Origin of the sequence: Aeromonas schubertii (genome assembly GCF_000820105.1) — a bacterium.
In the GTDB taxonomy this organism is placed as follows: domain Bacteria; phylum Pseudomonadota; class Gammaproteobacteria; order Enterobacterales; family Aeromonadaceae; genus Aeromonas; species Aeromonas schubertii.
This window is the reverse complement of sequence record NZ_CDDB01000079.1, coordinates 48,678-66,133: the sequence shown is the minus strand read 5'-3', so window position 1 is coordinate 66,133 and position 17,456 is coordinate 48,678. Positions and strand designations below refer to the sequence as shown.

The 17,456-nt window shown below is 53.3% G+C and carries 12 protein-coding genes and 4 pseudogenes; 6 read left to right on the top strand and 10 right to left on the bottom strand.

All coding sequences use genetic code 11. The annotated features are described in order from the left end of the window. Positions 1-126, bottom strand: a pseudogene (locus BN1133_RS20175) (IS3 family transposase); the annotation flags it as partial. Between the two features lie 1,262 nt (positions 127-1,388). On the opposite strand from BN1133_RS20175, the gene BN1133_RS19845 reads away from it, so the two are divergent. The 6 genes and pseudogenes from BN1133_RS19845 to BN1133_RS15945 form a co-directional block, all read left to right on the top strand. After that, positions 1,389-1,796 (top strand): GIY-YIG nuclease family protein, encoded by a 408-nt coding sequence (locus BN1133_RS19845; protein WP_082178034.1) that lies wholly within the window; start codon positions 1,389-1,391, stop codon positions 1,794-1,796. A 212-nt stretch (positions 1,797-2,008) separates the two neighbouring features. Beyond that, positions 2,009-2,746: a hypothetical protein gene (locus BN1133_RS15960; RefSeq protein WP_153006784.1), complete on the top strand. Its 738-nt coding sequence runs from the start codon at positions 2,009-2,011 to the stop codon at positions 2,744-2,746. Between the two features lie 101 nt (positions 2,747-2,847). Beyond that, positions 2,848-3,645, top strand: a complete 798-nt coding sequence (locus BN1133_RS15955) for a restriction endonuclease (protein WP_050667465.1) — start codon at positions 2,848-2,850, stop codon at positions 3,643-3,645. Positions 3,646-3,727: 82 nt separating this feature from the next. Next, complete coding sequence (locus BN1133_RS19840; protein ID WP_005346405.1) at positions 3,728-4,261, top strand: DUF2628 domain-containing protein; 534 nt, start codon at positions 3,728-3,730, stop codon at positions 4,259-4,261. Between the two features lie 483 nt (positions 4,262-4,744). Then, positions 4,745-5,608, top strand: a complete 864-nt coding sequence (locus tag BN1133_RS15950) for a hypothetical protein (RefSeq protein ID WP_153006785.1) — start codon at positions 4,745-4,747, stop codon at positions 5,606-5,608. 821 nt (positions 5,609-6,429) lie between these two features. Next, positions 6,430-6,744: pseudogene (locus tag BN1133_RS15945) on the top strand (transposase); the annotation flags it as partial. A gap of 56 nt (positions 6,745-6,800) precedes the next feature. Here BN1133_RS15945 and BN1133_RS20170 read toward each other — a convergent pair. The 9 genes and pseudogenes from BN1133_RS20170 to relA all read right to left on the bottom strand — a co-directional run bounded on the left by BN1133_RS20170 (position 6,801) and on the right by relA (position 17,385). Then, complete coding sequence (locus tag BN1133_RS20170; RefSeq protein WP_153006786.1) at positions 6,801-7,229, bottom strand: DUF6201 family protein; 429 nt, start codon at positions 7,227-7,229, stop codon at positions 6,801-6,803. Beyond that, on the bottom strand, positions 7,226-8,092 hold the full coding sequence (locus BN1133_RS19835; protein WP_082178033.1) for a DUF6402 family protein: 867 nt from the start codon (positions 8,090-8,092) through the stop codon (positions 7,226-7,228). The genes BN1133_RS20170 and BN1133_RS19835 overlap by 4 nt, the downstream gene beginning before the upstream one ends. A 251-nt stretch (positions 8,093-8,343) precedes the next feature. Then, positions 8,344-8,646: pseudogene (locus tag BN1133_RS20590) on the bottom strand (type VI secretion system PAAR protein); the annotation flags it as partial. 157 nt (positions 8,647-8,803) lie between these two features. After that, positions 8,804-9,004: pseudogene (locus tag BN1133_RS19825) on the bottom strand (H-NS family nucleoid-associated regulatory protein); the annotation flags it as partial. 369 nt (positions 9,005-9,373) lie between these two features. Next, the gene (locus tag BN1133_RS15940; RefSeq protein ID WP_231686284.1) at positions 9,374-10,504 is read right to left on the bottom strand and encodes a hypothetical protein; all 1,131 of its coding nucleotides are present in this window, start codon (positions 10,502-10,504) and stop codon (positions 9,374-9,376) included. Between the two features lie 647 nt (positions 10,505-11,151). Further along, positions 11,152-12,453 carry a phosphopyruvate hydratase gene (gene eno, locus BN1133_RS15935; protein ID WP_050667461.1) on the bottom strand — a complete coding sequence of 434 codons (1,302 nt, stop codon included), beginning with the start codon at positions 12,451-12,453 and terminating at the stop codon, positions 11,152-11,154. Between the two features lie 84 nt (positions 12,454-12,537). Beyond that, a complete protein-coding gene (locus BN1133_RS15930) occupies positions 12,538-14,175 on the bottom strand; it encodes a CTP synthase (RefSeq protein WP_050667460.1) in 1,638 nt (545 codons plus the stop codon). A gap of 144 nt (positions 14,176-14,319) precedes the next feature. Next, positions 14,320-15,117, bottom strand: coding sequence for a nucleoside triphosphate pyrophosphohydrolase (gene mazG, locus BN1133_RS15925; RefSeq protein ID WP_050667459.1), 798 nt, complete (start codon positions 15,115-15,117; stop codon positions 14,320-14,322). A 57-nt stretch (positions 15,118-15,174) separates the two neighbouring features. After that, on the bottom strand, positions 15,175-17,385 hold the full coding sequence (gene relA / locus BN1133_RS15920; RefSeq protein WP_050667458.1) for a GTP diphosphokinase: 2,211 nt from the start codon (positions 17,383-17,385) through the stop codon (positions 15,175-15,177). Positions 17,386-17,456 lie beyond the last annotated feature (71 nt).

The following is a 17,456-nucleotide window of genomic DNA, read 5'->3' as shown; positions in this document are numbered from 1 at the left end:
TTTGAGGCCTAATTGGATGGCTGCCTTGCTCATTCCGACGCGCTCAGCCAATGCCAAGGCTTCTTCTTTGTATTGCTGGGAGTAACGGGTTCTGGGTGTTTTCTGTTCGATCGTTGCTTTGGTCATGATGTACCTCTGTCAGTGATTTTACTCACTTAACCAGGTGTCCATCGAGAGTGGGTTAGATCACCTTTGGCCTACGCCATCCATGGCTTCGGCCAAAGCCCGCTTCGAACTTCCTTGTTCTCGCGCCAAATCGGGGTCGAGCTGTGCTCGTCCTAATCCGAATTGGCCCTTGGCCCGCCGCCACTCGCTCGACATCCTTGTCTCGCGGCCTGGACCTGCCGCCTCATCTCAGCGAATCGCAGGGGGTGCCAATACCGTGCCTGACTGCAACTGGGTTGGTAGGTTGCTGCTCTCTACGCGGCGCTCAAAATGGTGGGTGTCCCAATATCTCTCGTTATGCGGCTAAGCCGCATAGGGGTTTCGCCCGCCCTGCGGGCTGTGGCGAGTGACTTCTTGCTGGCCCAAGAAGTCACCAAGAAGGCCTTCCCCCGCCAATCCGACCGCGATGCGGTTTCCCTCGGGTCAGTCACAAGGTCGGACGGAGCGCCGCAGATGGGGCATCCATGCCCCGCTGCGGCTGCGCCATCATCCCTGATGGCGCTCCTGACCTTGCTCCCTCCCCTCGGCGGATTGAAGGGGGAGCCAATACCCTGCCCCTCTGATGCTTTTGCCGAACTTGCTGCATTCGTAGGCTCGAATAGCGCAACGTATTAGAGCGTTTGCGGTCCGAGTCGACCGATAAAACTTGTAGCAAGGTTGAATTGAAGAGGAGCCAATACCCTGCCCCTCTGATGATCTATCGATGTTGTGCTACCCCACACTATGCGTTGGCGATTAATTTATTGATCTTGCTCAGGAAACCATCATCTCCCTCTTCCCTCCCCCGCTTCGCTCGCTAACATAGCCGTTTGGCAACTGTCTCGTCGGAGTCACCCATGAGCAAGGCCAGCGAAACCGTGCAGGTAAAAAGCAGCAGACTGGGGGCTGAAATTCAGGGGCGGTAGCCATGCAGGATGGCATGGATAAGCGAGAGCTGCCTGCGACCCACTCAAAATGGTGACTGTCCCATTTTCACTTACTGTGCACTGTTTTCTCACACAGTAGTAACGGTGGCGCAAAAAGAGGACGTCAAGCGAATACGCTCGGACACCTGATGTAATCTGTAATGTTATGATTTAATAGTAATTTTTACTTGGCGGCGATTGAAATGTTACGGAGTTAGATGGAATTCTCTGCTAACGGATTAGTACCGCCTTCCATCTAATCACTGTTAGATTACAGTTCAAATTGACAATTTGTGTACATTATTTATAGAGATCATTATGGCTGGAAGATCACCTAACGAACCAGGTTATATTTATATCCTTGTAAATGAAACAAACCCGAATGAAATTAAAATCGGATTGTCTGTAGACCCTGTCAGAAGAGTAAAGCAATTACACTCATCAGGTACTGCATTACCAATGTACTTTAAATATGTGTGGAAAGTTTCAAATATGAAAATAGCAGAAAATGCTGCGCATGAAATAATGAAGGGGCACAGGGTTAACCCAAGACGTGAATTTTTCCATTTGGTTCCTGTTGAGGCGGCATTAGATCTTGAAACTCCCCACCAACACTTTGGTGGTCATGATCTGGCTGATGTCTACCTAGAACCCGTTCGTGAGCTTATTGAGGATGGTTGGGATTATATTGGAATTGAATATGAGTTGGTTACAGAGCTGTACTGATTAAGACAGGTAGTAAAGTTAAATATTGTTACGGAGCTAATCAGCCAAGGCTGCAATCTAACAATCGCATCAAGTCGTTCGCTGAAAAACGCTCAGTGGGGCATCAAAATTACGCGGCGATTTAGTTTTGGTGCTTCGCAAAGTTTAACCAAATCGCCGCTTAAGTTTTGCTGCCCTTTATGCGGGCGTTAGGCAAAAGCCATGGAATCTCGATGAATCGGTTTATTTCATTAGCAATTAAAATATTAGAAACATTAAGACCTAAGTTTTATAACAGACTTGCTTGGGTTGTCGTCATAGCAGGATTATCTTTAATGACGACGCCTATATGGACTTTGCTTCTTAGCAAATTTCTTGAAAAGAACTTTGAATTTTCCATCACGGGTGAATCAGATCTGGCTTGGGGCTTCTCACTTTGCGTGTCCGGCCTTCTATATCATTTAGCCATAACAGGCATGCACGAATTTTTGCTTGCGCAAAACACCAAAGAAAAGAACCAGAAAATCCAAAAGCATGACAGCGAATTATTCATGACGCTGGCTGATTCATTGCCGGAAGAATACCTGGATAGATTAATTGGTTACATCGAAACTGAGGATGCCATCAGGTGGGATGAGCATCGAAAGATTGAATCATTTATATCGCTTGCGAATGAGGCTGGGAATTCCTTCATAACGCCAGAATTAAAAGCAAGCACTGAAAAACTTACATCCGCACTTAGTGAATTCATTAGATTTATTAGCAGGAACTTTGACGAGTACCCTTATGGACAGGGAGTGACAAACTTCAAGATGTGCTTGGCACCACACTTAAACTGTGACCGCGCAGGGAGCTGGGAAGATGGGCCGAAATATGATGCATTGGTTAACGAGATGATGTCTTTCACTCAAGGTATCAGCACTTCTTATAAAGAATGGCGAACCACCGTCAAAGATGCTCTATATATTTAACGGAGAGCCTAACAACTGGCTCAAATCGTTCGCCACGCTCACTGGGACGGACTAAAGCCCGCCCCTTAGCCAAACGTTAGCCACCATGTAAGAGTTACGCAATGACAAAGGAATGGTTCGATTTCCAAGAACGCATTAAAGACCACTTCGTCTCTCTTGGCGCTGAGGCGAAGACGAATGTTCGTATTCAAGGCGTGCGGACAAGTCATGATATCGATGTATATGTGCAAACCAGATATCTCGGTGAGAATCTGGTTTGGTTGGTTGAGGCAAAGTATTGGGAAAGCAAAGTTACAAAAGCACAGGTATTAACCCTTCGCACTATTGTGGATGATATTGGTGCGGATCGAGGCTTTATAGTTTCAAAAGTTGGCTTTCAAAAAGGCGCTCTGGAAGCTGCCGATAAAACAAACATTAAGCTAAAAACGTTCGAGGAGTTAATCTCTGATACACGGGGGTTTGCTGAGTCAGAGATCCTTAGGGGTTATCTTGAACGAGTGAATCTTCTTGAAGACAGGTACTGGTCGCACTCAAAGCGTACAAGAATTGAGTACGGACTTCGTCATGACATTATCGACAACGTATTCACCTTCACGGGGCAAGAGCTACTTAGAACTGCAAGAAGTGCAATAATGGCAGCAGGGGATCGTGATTATCCTATTAATCTACAGATGGTTCTAACCAAACACAAAGGCGAGTCCTTCGCTGAAAATTTTCAGCAGCTATGTAATTGGCTCAACTTAAACCTCAATCATTTAGATGAACGCCTTCTTAATGCAGAGTGGAGAATGTTTGAGAACGGAGATTACAAACCGAGCACTGTTCGAACTAAGAAGGGAGATGTTTATACTACGGAATTTATGGCGAAAGCGCTGATGGGCAGAACTGAGGAGGGGTAGTGGCTAACAAGTTGCTGCGCGCGGAAAAATTAGTCTCTTCGCTCCCAATTTTCCGGTGAGCAAGGCGTTATAGGAGGGAAGGATGATTCCTACGAATGTTGAATCAACGCAAGAAAGAAAAAGGATAGTAATAGCTAAGGAAACGTCAGTCGAGGCGTACAAAGCGTATACTTGGGGGGATTACTATCCCAAGCGTTGGAAGTCACTAATGAAAAATGAGAGCAGCAATGCAGGTTTCAACTTCTACGCATTTTTGCTTACGTATAAATGGTTCTTTTTCAGGAAAATGCCTGTATTTGGTGTTGTTCTTATGTTGTTAGAAATTGCTGCGACAGTTGGCGGCAATTTAGCAGTGAGCCACTTTAGAGTTAGTCATGAATATGCTTTAATCATTGTAGCAGGAAGCCTTGTAATATTAATGCTTTTTAGCGGTTTGGTTGCAAATCGAGTTTATTTCAATCAAGCAAGAAAGGTTATAGAAAGCTACATCTCTTCAAGAGTTCCGGATGAATACTTTGGAGAGGCCTTGCGGTCTGATGGTGGCACTAGTTTAGGTAACTTTCTGCTCTCAGTCTTTGTTAGTGGTGTAGTTTACTCAATGTTGAACGCTGGCTAGTTATCCTATAACAATCGCATTAAACATCGCCCCCAGTGGGGGCTGGACTCGCCGGGAAGTTGGGACACCCACCATTTTGAGCACCGCGTAGCGAGCCCACTTAGCCACTGCCGGGCACGGTGTTGTTGACCCCCTGCAAGCCGCCGAGGTGAGTGGAGCGCGTCAGTAGCGCCGTCAGGGATGACGGCGCAGCCGCAGCGGGGCATGGGCCAAATCGGATTAGGGCGAGCACTGCTCGACCCCGATTTGGCGCGAGAACAAGGATGTTCGAAGCGGGCTTTGGCCGAAGCCATGGATGGCGTAGACCAAAGTGCCGTGTGCCAAAATGGTGGGTGTCCCAATATCTCTCATCTGTAATGTTATGATTTCATAGTAATTTTTACTTGGCGGCGATTGAAATGTTACGGAGTTAGATGGAATTCTCTGCTAACGGATTAGTACCGCCTTCCATCTAATCACGGTTAGGCTCCCTGGAGGGTACAAATGAGTGAAACAGCGGGTACCATTATAAAGCTACTGGCAGCCCTTACTTCACCAAAGACATGCGTTAAGTACATAACAGTTGCAGTGACTTTATTGATCTCTTGGAAATACCTTGAGCCAGTTATCTCAGAGACTCAAATATCAAAAGAACAACTATCAATTGTTCTGCTCCTACTTGGTGTAGGGTGTGGCTCACTTGTAGGACAAGCAATATCTTGGGCTACTGAGTTCTTTTGGAAGCAGCATAAGTCAAAAAAAGAAGCGGCGCTTAAACAAGAGATGGAATTAGAAGAGGCCGAGCGTGAAAGAATTGAGAAAGAAGAAAAGGAAAAGTTGCTACTAACAAAGATTCAAAGTTCGTTTGAGCATCTACATTTCGAACAGAAAGCAACCTTAAGAAAGTTAACCATGAAAAATGAAACTCTAGATATGTCTGAGTCAAATAACTCAGCGCTAGAGAAAAATGGATACATTCAAAGGCTTGTACATGTCAGGGTTACAGATTACATGACCCAAATTAATCCCCTGATCAGTAATTTCATTAAAGAGCAATGGTCAGCCGAAAAAGAATCAAAGGTAAAATCGTTCCTAGAATATAACGATCATGCAGAGAAATTGCTTGAGTTACTTGAGGAAGATAATCAGGACAAGGACTTTCCTGTTGATAAAGAAGTTCTGAAAAGCACTTCACGTTACTCAGAGGGTGTTCGGGGGCAAGATGACGATAGTGAAAATAGCAAAGGCTATTGGCTGTGGTTCGAGGACTATCTTTTAGAGGAGTTCGAGAAAAAGACTGGGAAATCGTATGTTGATGAAGCTTTTATATCCTTGCAGAGAATTACTGACGATGAAGTCACAACCTAACAAGCGCATGTTGTCGGACTGGTTTTCCGCTGCGCTCCAAACCAGCCGCAAATGCGGGCGTTAAGTTTCTTGGAGAGATCATGCCTTTACAGATAACAACGCAGAAAGTTGATACTTGGAAAAAGAGAATCCAAAAAACAGGATTGAAGGGATCAACATACTTTTGCCAGCAATCTGGCAAAGTTTGGGTATCAGCATCTCAAGACCATCAGGCTATCTGTCAAAATGTCCTTGGCCAAGATTCTGGAACTAGTTCACTATCAAGTTACCTGCGCTGGGATGATGTAAAATCAGTAGATCTAGTCGAGTTATTGTATCAAATAGAAAAGTCCTAATATTATGCAATACCTAATACCACTGCTTGTTTTATGTGCGCTAATTTATTTCGTTATTTGGCCTGCTACAACATGGGCTATTGCTACTATTGCGGGCGTGTTAGTGTATTGGGCAAGTAAAATATGGTGGGTGGCTGCAATTGTTACAGTCGTGTTCTTAATGGTTCGTGCTATTCTTTAGCCAAAACTTAATGCGGGAAGTTGGAACACCCACCATTTTGAGCGCCGCGTAGCGAGCCCACTTAGCCACTGCCGGGCACGGTATTGTTGACCCCCTGCAAGCCGCCGAGGTGAGTGGAGCGGGTCAGTAGCGCCGTCAGGGATGACGGCGCAGCCGCAGCGGGGCATGGGCCAAATCGGGGGCGAGCACTGCTCGACCCCGATTTGGCGCGAGAACAAGGATGTTCGAAGCGGGCTTTGGCCGAAGCCATGGATGGCGTAGACCAAAGTGCCGTGTGCCAAAATGGTGGGCGTCCCAATATCTCTCTCAAGATGCTGAAACGAACCTATCGGCGCGCCAAGAGCATCACGCTGATTTTAGACAACTACATCATCCACAAGAGCAAGAAAGCGCAGCGCTGGCTGGCAAGCAATCCGAAGTTCATCGTGCTGTTCCAGCCGGTATATTCACCATGGGTAAACCGGATTGAGCGCTTGTGGCATGCCCTCCATGAAACCATCACCCGAAACCACCAATACCGAACATTGGATGAGCTGTTACATCGCGTGCGCTACTTTCTGGATAATGCCGCGCCGTTCCCTGGCAACGGACATGGGCTTATGCAACTGGATCGGAATTAGGATCAGTTATTTAACAAAGTGCGATCCCGCCCTGCAGTTTTACTTGACCACTGCATTCATCCCTTTGAATGAAATGGAGACAGGATCATGCTCCACCACTTTTTGTGCTTGGTGCTTATATTCAACTCACCATTATATTCGTCATCAAAAACAACGAAGCTATCAACATCGGAGGTAAATTCTTCCCCAGGAAATCGATATGGAACATCTCGCCATTCCCCATAGCATACAAAGGGAGATGATTGGCCTACATAATCTCCCTTGGCATCATACAATTCAAAAAATATTGGCGATTCTGTAGTGAACTGACAATATATGCCAATTGGATTTACTGGATATACTGCTTTTAAGAACACTTTGTACTTGCCATCTTTTGACACCACACTAACAGATGGAGTCTTGTCAAAGATGCCCCATGATACGTGTGCAAGCAGCAACCAATATGCCACGAACAGCACCGCTAAAAACATAGCCAGCTTCTTCATAAATATATAATCCTCTGATTTGGTAGAGGATGTAACCAAAGCACATCTGAAAACACTATAAAATCTCCTCCCGAATTATGTTTATCTTGCCAATCGCGGAAGTCACGATTAAAAACAGGAACAAACCCACTCCACTTTCGAGCTAACACCCCATATAAACCTGCACCATATGATGATATGTAAGTAGCACTTTCTGCCTTAGTTAACACACGATTTTGACTCCATATCCCCAATGGCTCAGTTGTTATCTTATTGCCATCGACAAAATCATATGTATCTTTAAGATATACCCCAACGCGTTCTACAAAAAATGCAGGCCGTTTTTGATGCGTTCCAGAATATCCGCTTACCGCAAACTTTAAGTTTGCATTGCCAATTGCCCCATACCAATCATCAATTGTGTCCAATAAACCACCAACGCTAATAGTGTTAACATGTGCCGTGGCATCCAACACTCGAGCACTATCACTCATACCTAATGGTATGCACATATTTGAGGCGTATCCTGCCGCGTTCAATTTATTACGTAATTCATTAATACCAGCAGATGAGTTCCAATTGCCCATTCTCTCCTGCAGTTTTTCCTTTATAAAAGGTCTTGCCCACGCCATTTTGACAATAGTATCATTGAATCTATCATTAGGGATTGTTCGCGCATCACTACGTAGAAGTACTTTTTTGGTTTCTTCTGTGAATTTGTACGCTGGCTTTAAACTGAACCAATGACGCATTAGCTGAGGTGCAACCTTCCATCCCATCTTTTCCATGGCATCGGGGATCTGATCAAGATTGAATATATCAACCTTTACATCTTGCCCCTTCGTATTTGTACTGGGTGATAATTTCACATTGGCAACCGTCATTATCGCAGCCCTATCCTTGTCTGGAAAACATAATCAAGGGTTAAGTCCTCTTCAGACTTTCCTTTCACTTTGGAAGTCTTGCCACTTGTATCGACAATACCTTCTATAACCCCTGTTGAAGATGTCATGCCATAGGCGAGATGTTTAAACGGCATCCCAGTATCACTATCCATGATGCAGAAGTGCTCATCAAACAACCCCGCAATGATGACTGGGGAGATAACAGGCGGCGCTATGTCACCAACGAAGACGGTTCCTGAGCCAATGATCACCCCACCACAGTCAACTGCGCCACCTGTTATTGCTAGTGGTTTACCGTTTACCAGCACTGTTGATGAGCCTGAAGCAATTTTGCGTGGGTGCGGAGGGTTATTAGGCTTGTCATGCGGCTCTAGTGGATCACCAACTCTCGCTGCAGGCACCCCATCAATGAAAACATCTGGTGAGCCAGCTGTAATTTTGGTTGGCGGAAAACCATCATGGTCGGTTCCGATATTACCAACCTTGGCTGCATTCTTAGGCACGTAAAATCCTTTTCCCCAAATGGAAATCATCATACCGAATGATTCTTTGCCTTTGAAGCACTGTACCCATATGGACCCCTATAAACTGATATATCAGTTGCTTGAAGCTATCTCAGCAGCCCACTCACCGCATTTCACAAAACAAAAAGCCAAGGATCACTCCTTGGCTTTTCAACTTCCTAGCGCCTTAGATCAGGGCGCTTTCAAGAGCGGTACCGTTCTCTACCGCATGGGCAATCGTCTTGGGCATACGGCCTTGGCCAGTCCAGGTTTTCTCTACACCATCTTCGGTGTATTTGTACTTGGCAGGACGTGGAGCCCGGGTACGCTTAGCCGCAGTCCCCTTGGTGCCTTTACCTTCATCTGCACCCAACAGTTCGCTCGGGTCAGTAAAATCGGGACACCCACGAAGTGCGGGAAGTTGGGACACCCACCATTTTGAGCACCGCGTAGCGAGCCCACTTAGCCACTGCCGGGCACGGTGTTGTTGACCCCCTGCAAGCCGCCGAGGTGAGTGGAGCGGGTCAGTAGCGCCGTCAGGGATGACGGCGCAGCCGCAGCGGGGCATGGGCCAAATCGGGGGCGAGCACTGCTCGACCCCGATTTGGCGCGAGAACAAGGATGTTCGAAGCGGGCTTTGGCCGAAGCCATGGATGGCGTAGACCAAAGTGCCGTGTGCCAAAATGGTGGGCGTCCCAATATCTCTCCAAAACCCCAAACATACAAAACCAGGAACCCTGGGGTCCCGGTTTGGCCATCAGGGCAGCAACTGAGGCAATCGCCCCGGATGCGCCTTGATTTCCGCCCAAGGGAGCAGGCTCCACTCGGTCAACTCACAGTTGCGGGCCACGCGCGGGAAGGAAGGATCGAACACGATGCCCTTATCGCTCACATACCAGGAGGCATACTCCCAGACTGACGGATCGGCGTAGTTACACCCCTCCGGATCAGGCTCCATCATCTCGGGGTAGAGCCGCTGGAACGCTTTCACCAGCCAGGGCGCCAGATACTTGGCCCTGTACTCGGATGCTGCGGGATCATATGACTCAGTATCGAACGGCACTGGCTTCCCCTTGCCGACCCAGAGCAGGTCCTCGAGGGTAACCTTATCCCCGCTGGTCGGATCCAGAGTCAGCGGAATATCGCCAAAGTCAGGGTGAGCGCCGCCGCAGTCGTAGCTGGTGAAGACACTGATGCTGAACAGGCGCGGGCCGAGCAAACGAGGCGTCACCGTCTGGCTAAACTCTCCGCCCCTTGAGCTGCTCATGCAGACAAAGTAGTCGTCGACATCGCGCCATTGGTGCTCGGCCATTATGCGGTTGATCCTCTCCGACTGGGCAATCGGCAGGCCAGTGGTGACCCGAAACGAGGAAATAGTGCTCTGGGGCTGTTCCAGCCATTGCAAACCATAACCCTGGAATGTCTCGCGCTTGCCCGGTTTGAGTGCGAGCCCCTCGAGGCGAAGCAGCCCATAAGGATTGCGCTGACGCCACCCTGTGAGGACCGGATCAGCGACCTCGATGGCCCCGCTATCGACCGCAGCCAGCACAATCACAAGGGGCTTACCGTCCACCCACTGCCCCCGCAGCCCGGTGCCAGCCCGCTCGAGACGCATGGTGAGCTTTTCCGGCTCATCACCCTGCCCCCCTTCTGACAGCAGCAGATGCTTGCCCTCCCACTTCCCCGTCAGGGGAATGTCCTTACGATACTTCCGATAGAAATAGCGCCCCTCTGTCGTGCCATCTGACGATGATTCGAGGGCCATCACGACCGGCATCTTCCCTATCGTGCCCTGATACACCTGCGACGCCTGCGCAGCCATCGCCAGCAGCAGACAGCACACCCCCATCAAACACCTCGTCATCACACATCTCTCCAATACTGACACACCACACGGTGAGTCCTGCCAAATCGGTGCAGCGCACTCGCTCCCGGCGAGTAAATCAGGATACCCATTAATTCAACGGTCGACGAGCAGACACTAGCCTCCTTCGCCACAGATAAGAACTGCGGGAAGTTGGGACACCCACCATTTTGAGCACCGCGTAGCGAGCCCACTTAGCCACCGATGGGCACGGTATTGTTGTGCCCCCTCTGATTCGCCGAGACGAAGCCACAGCACCAGGTCGCGAGACAGGGATGTCGAGCGAGTGGCGGCGGGCCAGGGAAGGCCCGTCGGTGCGGTGGCGGAGGCGAGGGAACTCGACGAAGGAGAGCGAATCGGCGGGGGGTGGCCGCTCGATGGGTGACTTTTCTTTGGCCACGCAAAGAAAAGTCACTCGCCACAGCCCGAAGGGCGGACGAAACCACGCATAGCGGCAATCCCGCAGGGATTGTGATGCTTGCCATAGGCCAGGAGCTTGACTGAGCCCCCCCAGAATGGCGGGCGAAACCCCGTCGAGGACAACGTCCTCGCTGCCCCCCCCTCGTTGCCCGTCACGGGTCAACACACATCCCCCCAAACCAGACATAAAAAAACCGGAACCCAAGGGTTCCGGTTTTCGTCACGCCAGTCGGGCTGGCAGAACGAGGCGATTAGGCCTGGTTCTTCACTTCTTTCAGACCGCGGAACGGAGCCTTCTCACCCAGCGCTTCCTCGATACGGATCAGCTGGTTGTACTTGGCAACACGGTCAGAACGGCTCATGGAGCCGGTCTTGATCTGGCCAGCGGCGGTACCCACGGCCAGGTCGGCGATGGTCGCGTCTTCGGTCTCACCGGAGCGGTGGGAGATGACGGCGGTGTAGCCGGCGTCTTTGGCCATCTTGATGGCAGCCAGGGTCTCGGTCAGGGAACCGATCTGGTTGAACTTGATCAGGATGGAGTTGGCGATGCCGTTGTCGATACCGCGCTTGAGGATCTTGGTGTTGGTTACGAACAGGTCGTCACCCACGATCTGGATCTTCTTGCCCAGCTTCTGGGTCTGGTAGGCGAAGCCTTCCCAGTCAGATTCGTCCAGGCCGTCTTCGATGGAGACGATCGGGAACTTCTCGGTCAGCTCTTCCAGGAAGTCGGAGAAACCGTTGGAGGAGAAGATACGACCTTCGCCCTTCAGGTTGTACTCTTTCTTCTCGGCGTCGTAGAACTCGGAAGCGGCGCAGTCCATGGCCAGGGTGATGTCGGTGCCCAGCTTGTAACCGGCAGCGGCAACGGCCTCGGCGATCACTTCCAGCGCTTCGGCGTTGGACTTCAGGTTCGGAGCGAAACCACCTTCGTCACCCACGGCGGTGTTGTAGCCCTTGGACTTCAGCACCTTGGCCAGGTTGTGGAACACTTCGGCGCCCATGCGGACGGCTTCTTTCAGGGTCTTGGCGCCAACCGGCTGGATCATGAACTCCTGGATGTCGACGTTGTTGTCGGCGTGCTCACCACCGTTGATGATGTTCATCATGGGCAGCGGCATGGAGTAGACACCGGCGGTGCCGTTCAGCTCGGCGATGTGAGCGTACAGGGGCATGCCCTTGGCAGCAGCGGCAGCCTTGGCGTTGGCCAGGGAAACAGCCAGGATGGCGTTGGCGCCGAACTTGGACTTGTTCTCGGTACCGTCCAGATCGATCATGATCTGGTCAACGGTGGCCTGGTCCTTGGCGTCTTTGCCCAGCAGAGCTTGAGCGATCGGGCCGTTAACGGCTTCCAGCGCCTTCAGCACACCCTTGCCCAGGAAACGGCTCTTGTCGCCGTCACGCAGTTCCAGGGCTTCGCGGGAGCCGGTGGAGGCGCCGGACGGAGCGGCAGCCATACCCACAAAACCACCTTCCAGGTGAACTTCGGCCTCAACGGTCGGGTTACCACGGGAGTCGATGATTTCACGACCGATCACTTTAACGATCTTGGACATGTTTCTTTCCTCAGGTTTCGTAAAAAAACAACAGAAATTATTAAGGAAAAGCGGCTGAGGCACAATGCCCCAACCGCTACCGATTTACTTCAAATTACGCTTCTGGTACTCACCCGCAGCCTTGACAAAGCCGGCAAACAGGGCGTGCCCGTCACGGGGAGTCGAGGTGAACTCCGGGTGGAACTGGGCGGCCACAAACCAGGGGTGATCCGGGATCTCGATGATTTCCACCAGCTTCTTGTCGGCGGAGAGACCGGTCACCTTCAGACCCGCCGCCTCGATCTTCGGCAGCAGGGTGTTGTTCACTTCATAGCGGTGGCGGTGACGCTCATAGATGGTAGCAGAGCCGTACAGCTCGCGGACCTTGGAGCCGTCGATCAGGTGGCAGAGCTGGGAGCCCAGACGCATGGTGCCGCCCAGATCAGACTTCTCGGTACGGGTCTCGACCTTGCCCTCTTCGTCGACCCACTCGGTGATGAGACCGACCACGGGGAACGGGCTGTCTTTCTTGAACTCGGAGGAGTGAGCCCCTTCCATGCCCGCCACGTTACGGGCGTACTCGATCAGGGCGACCTGCATGCCGAGGCAGATACCCAGGTAGGGGATCTTCTGCTCACGGGCATACTTGGCGGCCAGGATCTTGCCTTCCACGCCGCGCTCGCCGAAGCCGCCCGGCACCAGGATGGCGTCCAGACCTTCCAGCATCTCGATGCCGCGGGTCTCGATGTCCTGAGAGTCGATGTACTTGATGTGTACGGAGAGACGGTTCTTCAGGCCGCCGTGCTTGAGCGCCTCGTTGACGGACTTGTAGGCGTCCGGCAGGGAGACGTACTTGCCCACCATGCCGATGGTCACTTCGGCGGTCGGGTTGGCCTCTTCATAGATCACCTGCTCCCACTCGGAGAGGTCGGCGTCCTTGCACTCGATGCCGAAGCGCTCGGTGATGTAGCCGTCGAGGCCCTGGGATTTGAGCAGTGCCGGGATCTTGTAGATGGAGTCGACGTCCTTCATGGAGATGACGGCGCGCTCGGGAACGTTGCAGAACAGGGCGATCTTGGCACGCTCGTTGGCCGGAATGGCGCGGTCGGAGCGGCAGATCAGCACATCCGGCTGAATACCGATGGAGAGCAGCTCCTTGACGGAGTGCTGGGTCGGCTTGGTCTTCACTTCGCCGGCGGCAGCCAGGTAAGGCACCAGGGTCAGGTGCATGAACATGGCGTTGTTGCGGCCAACGATGGCGGCCAGCTGGCGGATCGCCTCGAGGAACGGCAGGGATTCGATATCTCCCACGGTGCCACCGATCTCGACGATGGCGACCTGGTGGCCTTCGCCGCCGGCGATGACGCGCTCCTTGATGGCGTTGGTGATGTGCGGGATCACCTGGATGGTGGCACCCAGGTAGTCACCACGGCGCTCTTTGCGCAGCACGTCGGCATAGATACGGCCGGTGGTGAAGTTGTTGCGGCGGGTCATCTTGGTGCGGATGAAGCGCTCGTAGTGGCCCAGGTCCAGATCGGTCTCAGCCCCGTCCTCGGTGACGAACACTTCACCGTGCTGAGTCGGGCTCATGGTACCCGGGTCGACGTTGATGTACGGGTCCAGTTTCATGATGGTCACATCCAGACCACGGGCTTCCAGAATGGCTGCCAGGGAAGCTGCGGCAATGCCTTTGCCGAGGGATGAAACAACACCACCAGTAACAAAAATATATTTGGTCGTCATGCTGAACCTGAAAGAAAGTTTAGGGAATGTTTAAGGGTGCTTCGGGGAGATGAAGCAGGACGGGGACACAGTATACCAAACCCCCCACTCCCAAACAATGCGCAAAAATCTAACAGCCTGTGGAAGAGGCTGTCTTGCGCCAAATCAACTTTCGTAAGTTTCTTTCACTCGGTTCCAGGCGGCATCGAGTTTTTCAAGGGTGCAATCCTTCACCGCCAGCCCCTCTTGCTCGATCAGATCCTCGACTTTGCGAAAGCGTCGCTCGAACTTGGCATTGGCACCGCGCAGCACCTGCTCGGGATCGTGCCCCAGATGGCGCACCAGATTGACGGTGGCAAACAGCAGATCGCCGAGCTCGTCGGCCACCCGCTCCGGGTTCACGTCGGCCATCAGGGCCTCTTCCATCACCTCGTCGATCTCCTCGTGTACCTTGTCCACCACCGGGCCCAGGGTCTTCCAGTCGAAGCCGACGCTGGCGCAGCGCTTCTGGATCTTGGCGGCCCGGGTCAGGGCCGGCAGCGAGAGGGGAATGTCGTCGAGCACGCTCGGTTTGTCCTTCTGCGCCCGCTCTTTGGCCTTCTCGGCCTCCCAGTTGGCCTTGACCGCCTGCTCGTCACCGAGAGTGGCATCGGAGAAGACGTGGGGGTGACGGCGAATCAGCTTCTCGCACACCGTATCGACGATGGCATCGAAGTCGAACAGCGCCTGCTCCTTGCCCATCTGGGCGTAGAAGATCACCTGGAACAGCAGATCCCCGAGCTCCCCTTGCAGCCCCTGCCAATCCCGGGTCTCGATGGCATCGGCCACCTCGTAGGCCTCCTCCAGGGTGTAGGGCACTATGGTGGCGAAGCTCTGCTGCCTGTCCCAGGGGCAACCCAGTTCCGGGTCGCGCAGGCGGGCCATGATGGCAAGCAGGTCGGCAAGTTGGTAAGGCGGTTTCATGGGATCCTCGACGGCTATCCGATAGAGAGTGACCGGCACTTGGCCGGCCACTGGGGGTTACAGGCGCTTGACGCTGATCATGTCCGGTAGCTGGCTCAGCTTGGCCAGGGCCCGGTTGAAGGCGTCGATGTTGTAGATCTCCAGCTCCATGTCGATCTGGGCGGTCTGCAGCTTGACGTTGGAGCGCGAGCGCACCCCCATCACGTTGATCTTCTCGTTGGCCAGCACGGTGGTGATGTCGCGCAGCAGGCCGGAGCGATCGTTGGACTCGATGCGGATGGTGAGCCCATAGCCGCCCGAGTAGTTCTCGCCCCAGATGGCGTCGATGATCCGCTCCGGGTTGCGCCGCGACAGCTCCTTGAGCTGCTCGCAATCCTCCCGGTGGATGGAGACGCCGCGCCCCTGGGTGATGAAGCCGACGATGCTGTCCCCCGGTATGGGCTGGCAGCAGCGGGCGATATGGGTCATCAGGTTGCCGACCCCTTCCACCACTATGTGGTCACGCGCCTTGGGCCGGAACGGGGTGTTGGCCTTCTGCTCGAGCTTCTCGAGCAGGCGCCGCTCCTCCTCCTCGACGCTGGGCTTGTTGTAGCGGGTATCGAGGTAGTTGAGCAGCTGGTTGATGCGCACGTCACCGCTGCCCACCCCCGCCAGCAGATCGTCGAGCTCTTCGGCATTGAAGCGCTCCAGGGTCACCTTGTCGATCTTGGAGAGGGTGAGGTTGTGGCGGTCGAGCTCCTTGTCGAGCAGCTCGCGGCCGGCGGCGATGTTCTTGTCGCGATCCAGCTTTCTAAACCAGGTGGCGACCTTGGCCCGGGCCCGGCTCGAGCGCAGGAAACCGGCGTTGGGGTTCATCCAGTCGCGGCTCGGGTTGGGCTCTTTTTGGGTGATCACCTCCACCTGATCCCCGGTCTGCAGGGCATAGGTGAAGGGGACGATACGCCCGTCGATCTTGGCCCCGATGCAGCGGTGGCCGATCATGCTGTGGACGTGATAGGCAAAGTCGAGCGGCGTGGCCCCGGCCGGCAGGTCGATGACATCCCCCTTGGGGGTGAAGACGTAGACCCTGTCCTCGAACACCTGGCTGCGCAGATCCTCGAGCAGGGAGCCGCTCTCGGACATGTCCTCCTGCCAGGCGAGCAGCTTGCGCAGCCACTCGATCTTGTCTTCGAAGTTGTTGGCCTTACCGCCCGCCTGGGCCCCTTCCTTGTAGCGCCAGTGGGCGGCGACCCCGAGTTCGGCATCCTGGTGCATCTGATCGGTGCGGATCTGGATCTCCACCGTCTTGCCCTCGGGCCCCACCACCACGGTGTGGATGGATTGATAGCCGTTGGGCTTGGGGTTGGCCACGTAGTCATCGAACTCGCGGGGAATGTGGTGGAAGTGGGTATGCACTATGCCCAGCGCCGCATAGCAATCCTGCAGTCGCTTGGTCACCACCCGTACCGCACGCACGTCGAACAGCTCGGTGAAGTCCAGGTGTTTTTTTTGCATCTTGCGCCAGATGCTGTAGATGTGTTTCGGGCGACCGTACACCTCGGCATCGATCCCCGCCTCTTGCAGGGAGGTGCGCAGCCTGGTCACAAACTCGCGGATATAGCGCTCCCGATCGAGACGCTTCTCGTCGAGCTGCTTGGCAATCTGCTTGTAGGTCTCCGGATGGAGGTAGCGAAAGGCGAGATCCTCGAGCTCCCACTTGAGCTGGCCGATGCCGAGACGGTTGGCGAGCGGCGCATAGATGTTGGAGATCTCCTGGGCCATCAGCACCCGGGTCTCCTCGTCCGCCTTCTTCGCCTCGCGCAGGCAGGCGATGCGCTCGGCCAGCTTGATGACCACGGCGCGCACATCCTCGACCATGGCGAGCAGCATGCGACGCACGTTGTCCACCTGCTCCGGCGAGGTCTCGGTGCGTTGGGCAGTCTGCAGGGAGCGGATCGCCTCCATCTCCAGCACCCCTTCCACCAGGCGGGCTATCTTGGGGCCAAACTCCTCGTCGAGCTTGTTGCGCGCCAGCAGTCCGGCCTCGGCGAAGGGATAGAGGATGGCCGCCTTGAGGGTGGCGATGTCCATGCTGAGCATCATCAGGATGCCCACCATCTCGACCCCGCGCACCAGCAGGCGTTCGCTCACCGCCTCATCGCCCAGCCCCAGACAGTATTGGTAGAGGGTTCGCAACTGGTCACGCTCGGGCTCCTTCAGGGAGAGGGAGGAGAGCCACTCTTCCAGAGTGAAGTTCTCTTTGAGGTGTATATCGCGAACCGAAACCATCTTTTGCATCCTTCTTGAGGGGGCCTGAGCGACCCCTTTCTAACGACACTCCCCTCTCTGGGGACGAGGTG

Coding starts and splice junctions, on each gene's coding strand:
- BN1133_RS19845 (WP_082178034.1), top strand. CDS start 1,389: ATGGCTGGAAGATCACCTAACGAACCAGGTTATATTTATATCCTTGTA.
- BN1133_RS15960 (WP_153006784.1), top strand. CDS start 2,009: ATGAATCGGTTTATTTCATTAGCAATTAAAATATTAGAAACATTAAGA.
- BN1133_RS15955 (WP_050667465.1), top strand. CDS start 2,848: ATGACAAAGGAATGGTTCGATTTCCAAGAACGCATTAAAGACCACTTC.
- BN1133_RS19840 (WP_005346405.1), top strand. CDS start 3,728: ATGATTCCTACGAATGTTGAATCAACGCAAGAAAGAAAAAGGATAGTA.
- BN1133_RS15950 (WP_153006785.1), top strand. CDS start 4,745: ATGAGTGAAACAGCGGGTACCATTATAAAGCTACTGGCAGCCCTTACT.
- BN1133_RS20170 (WP_153006786.1), bottom strand. CDS start 7,229: ATGAAGAAGCTGGCTATGTTTTTAGCGGTGCTGTTCGTGGCATATTGG.
- BN1133_RS19835 (WP_082178033.1), bottom strand. CDS start 8,092: ATGACGGTTGCCAATGTGAAATTATCACCCAGTACAAATACGAAGGGG.
- eno (WP_050667461.1), bottom strand. CDS start 12,453: ATGTCCAAGATCGTTAAAGTGATCGGTCGTGAAATCATCGACTCCCGT.
- BN1133_RS15930 (WP_050667460.1), bottom strand. CDS start 14,175: ATGACGACCAAATATATTTTTGTTACTGGTGGTGTTGTTTCATCCCTC.
- mazG (WP_050667459.1), bottom strand. CDS start 15,117: ATGAAACCGCCTTACCAACTTGCCGACCTGCTTGCCATCATGGCCCGC.
- relA (WP_050667458.1), bottom strand. CDS start 17,385: ATGGTTTCGGTTCGCGATATACACCTCAAAGAGAACTTCACTCTGGAA.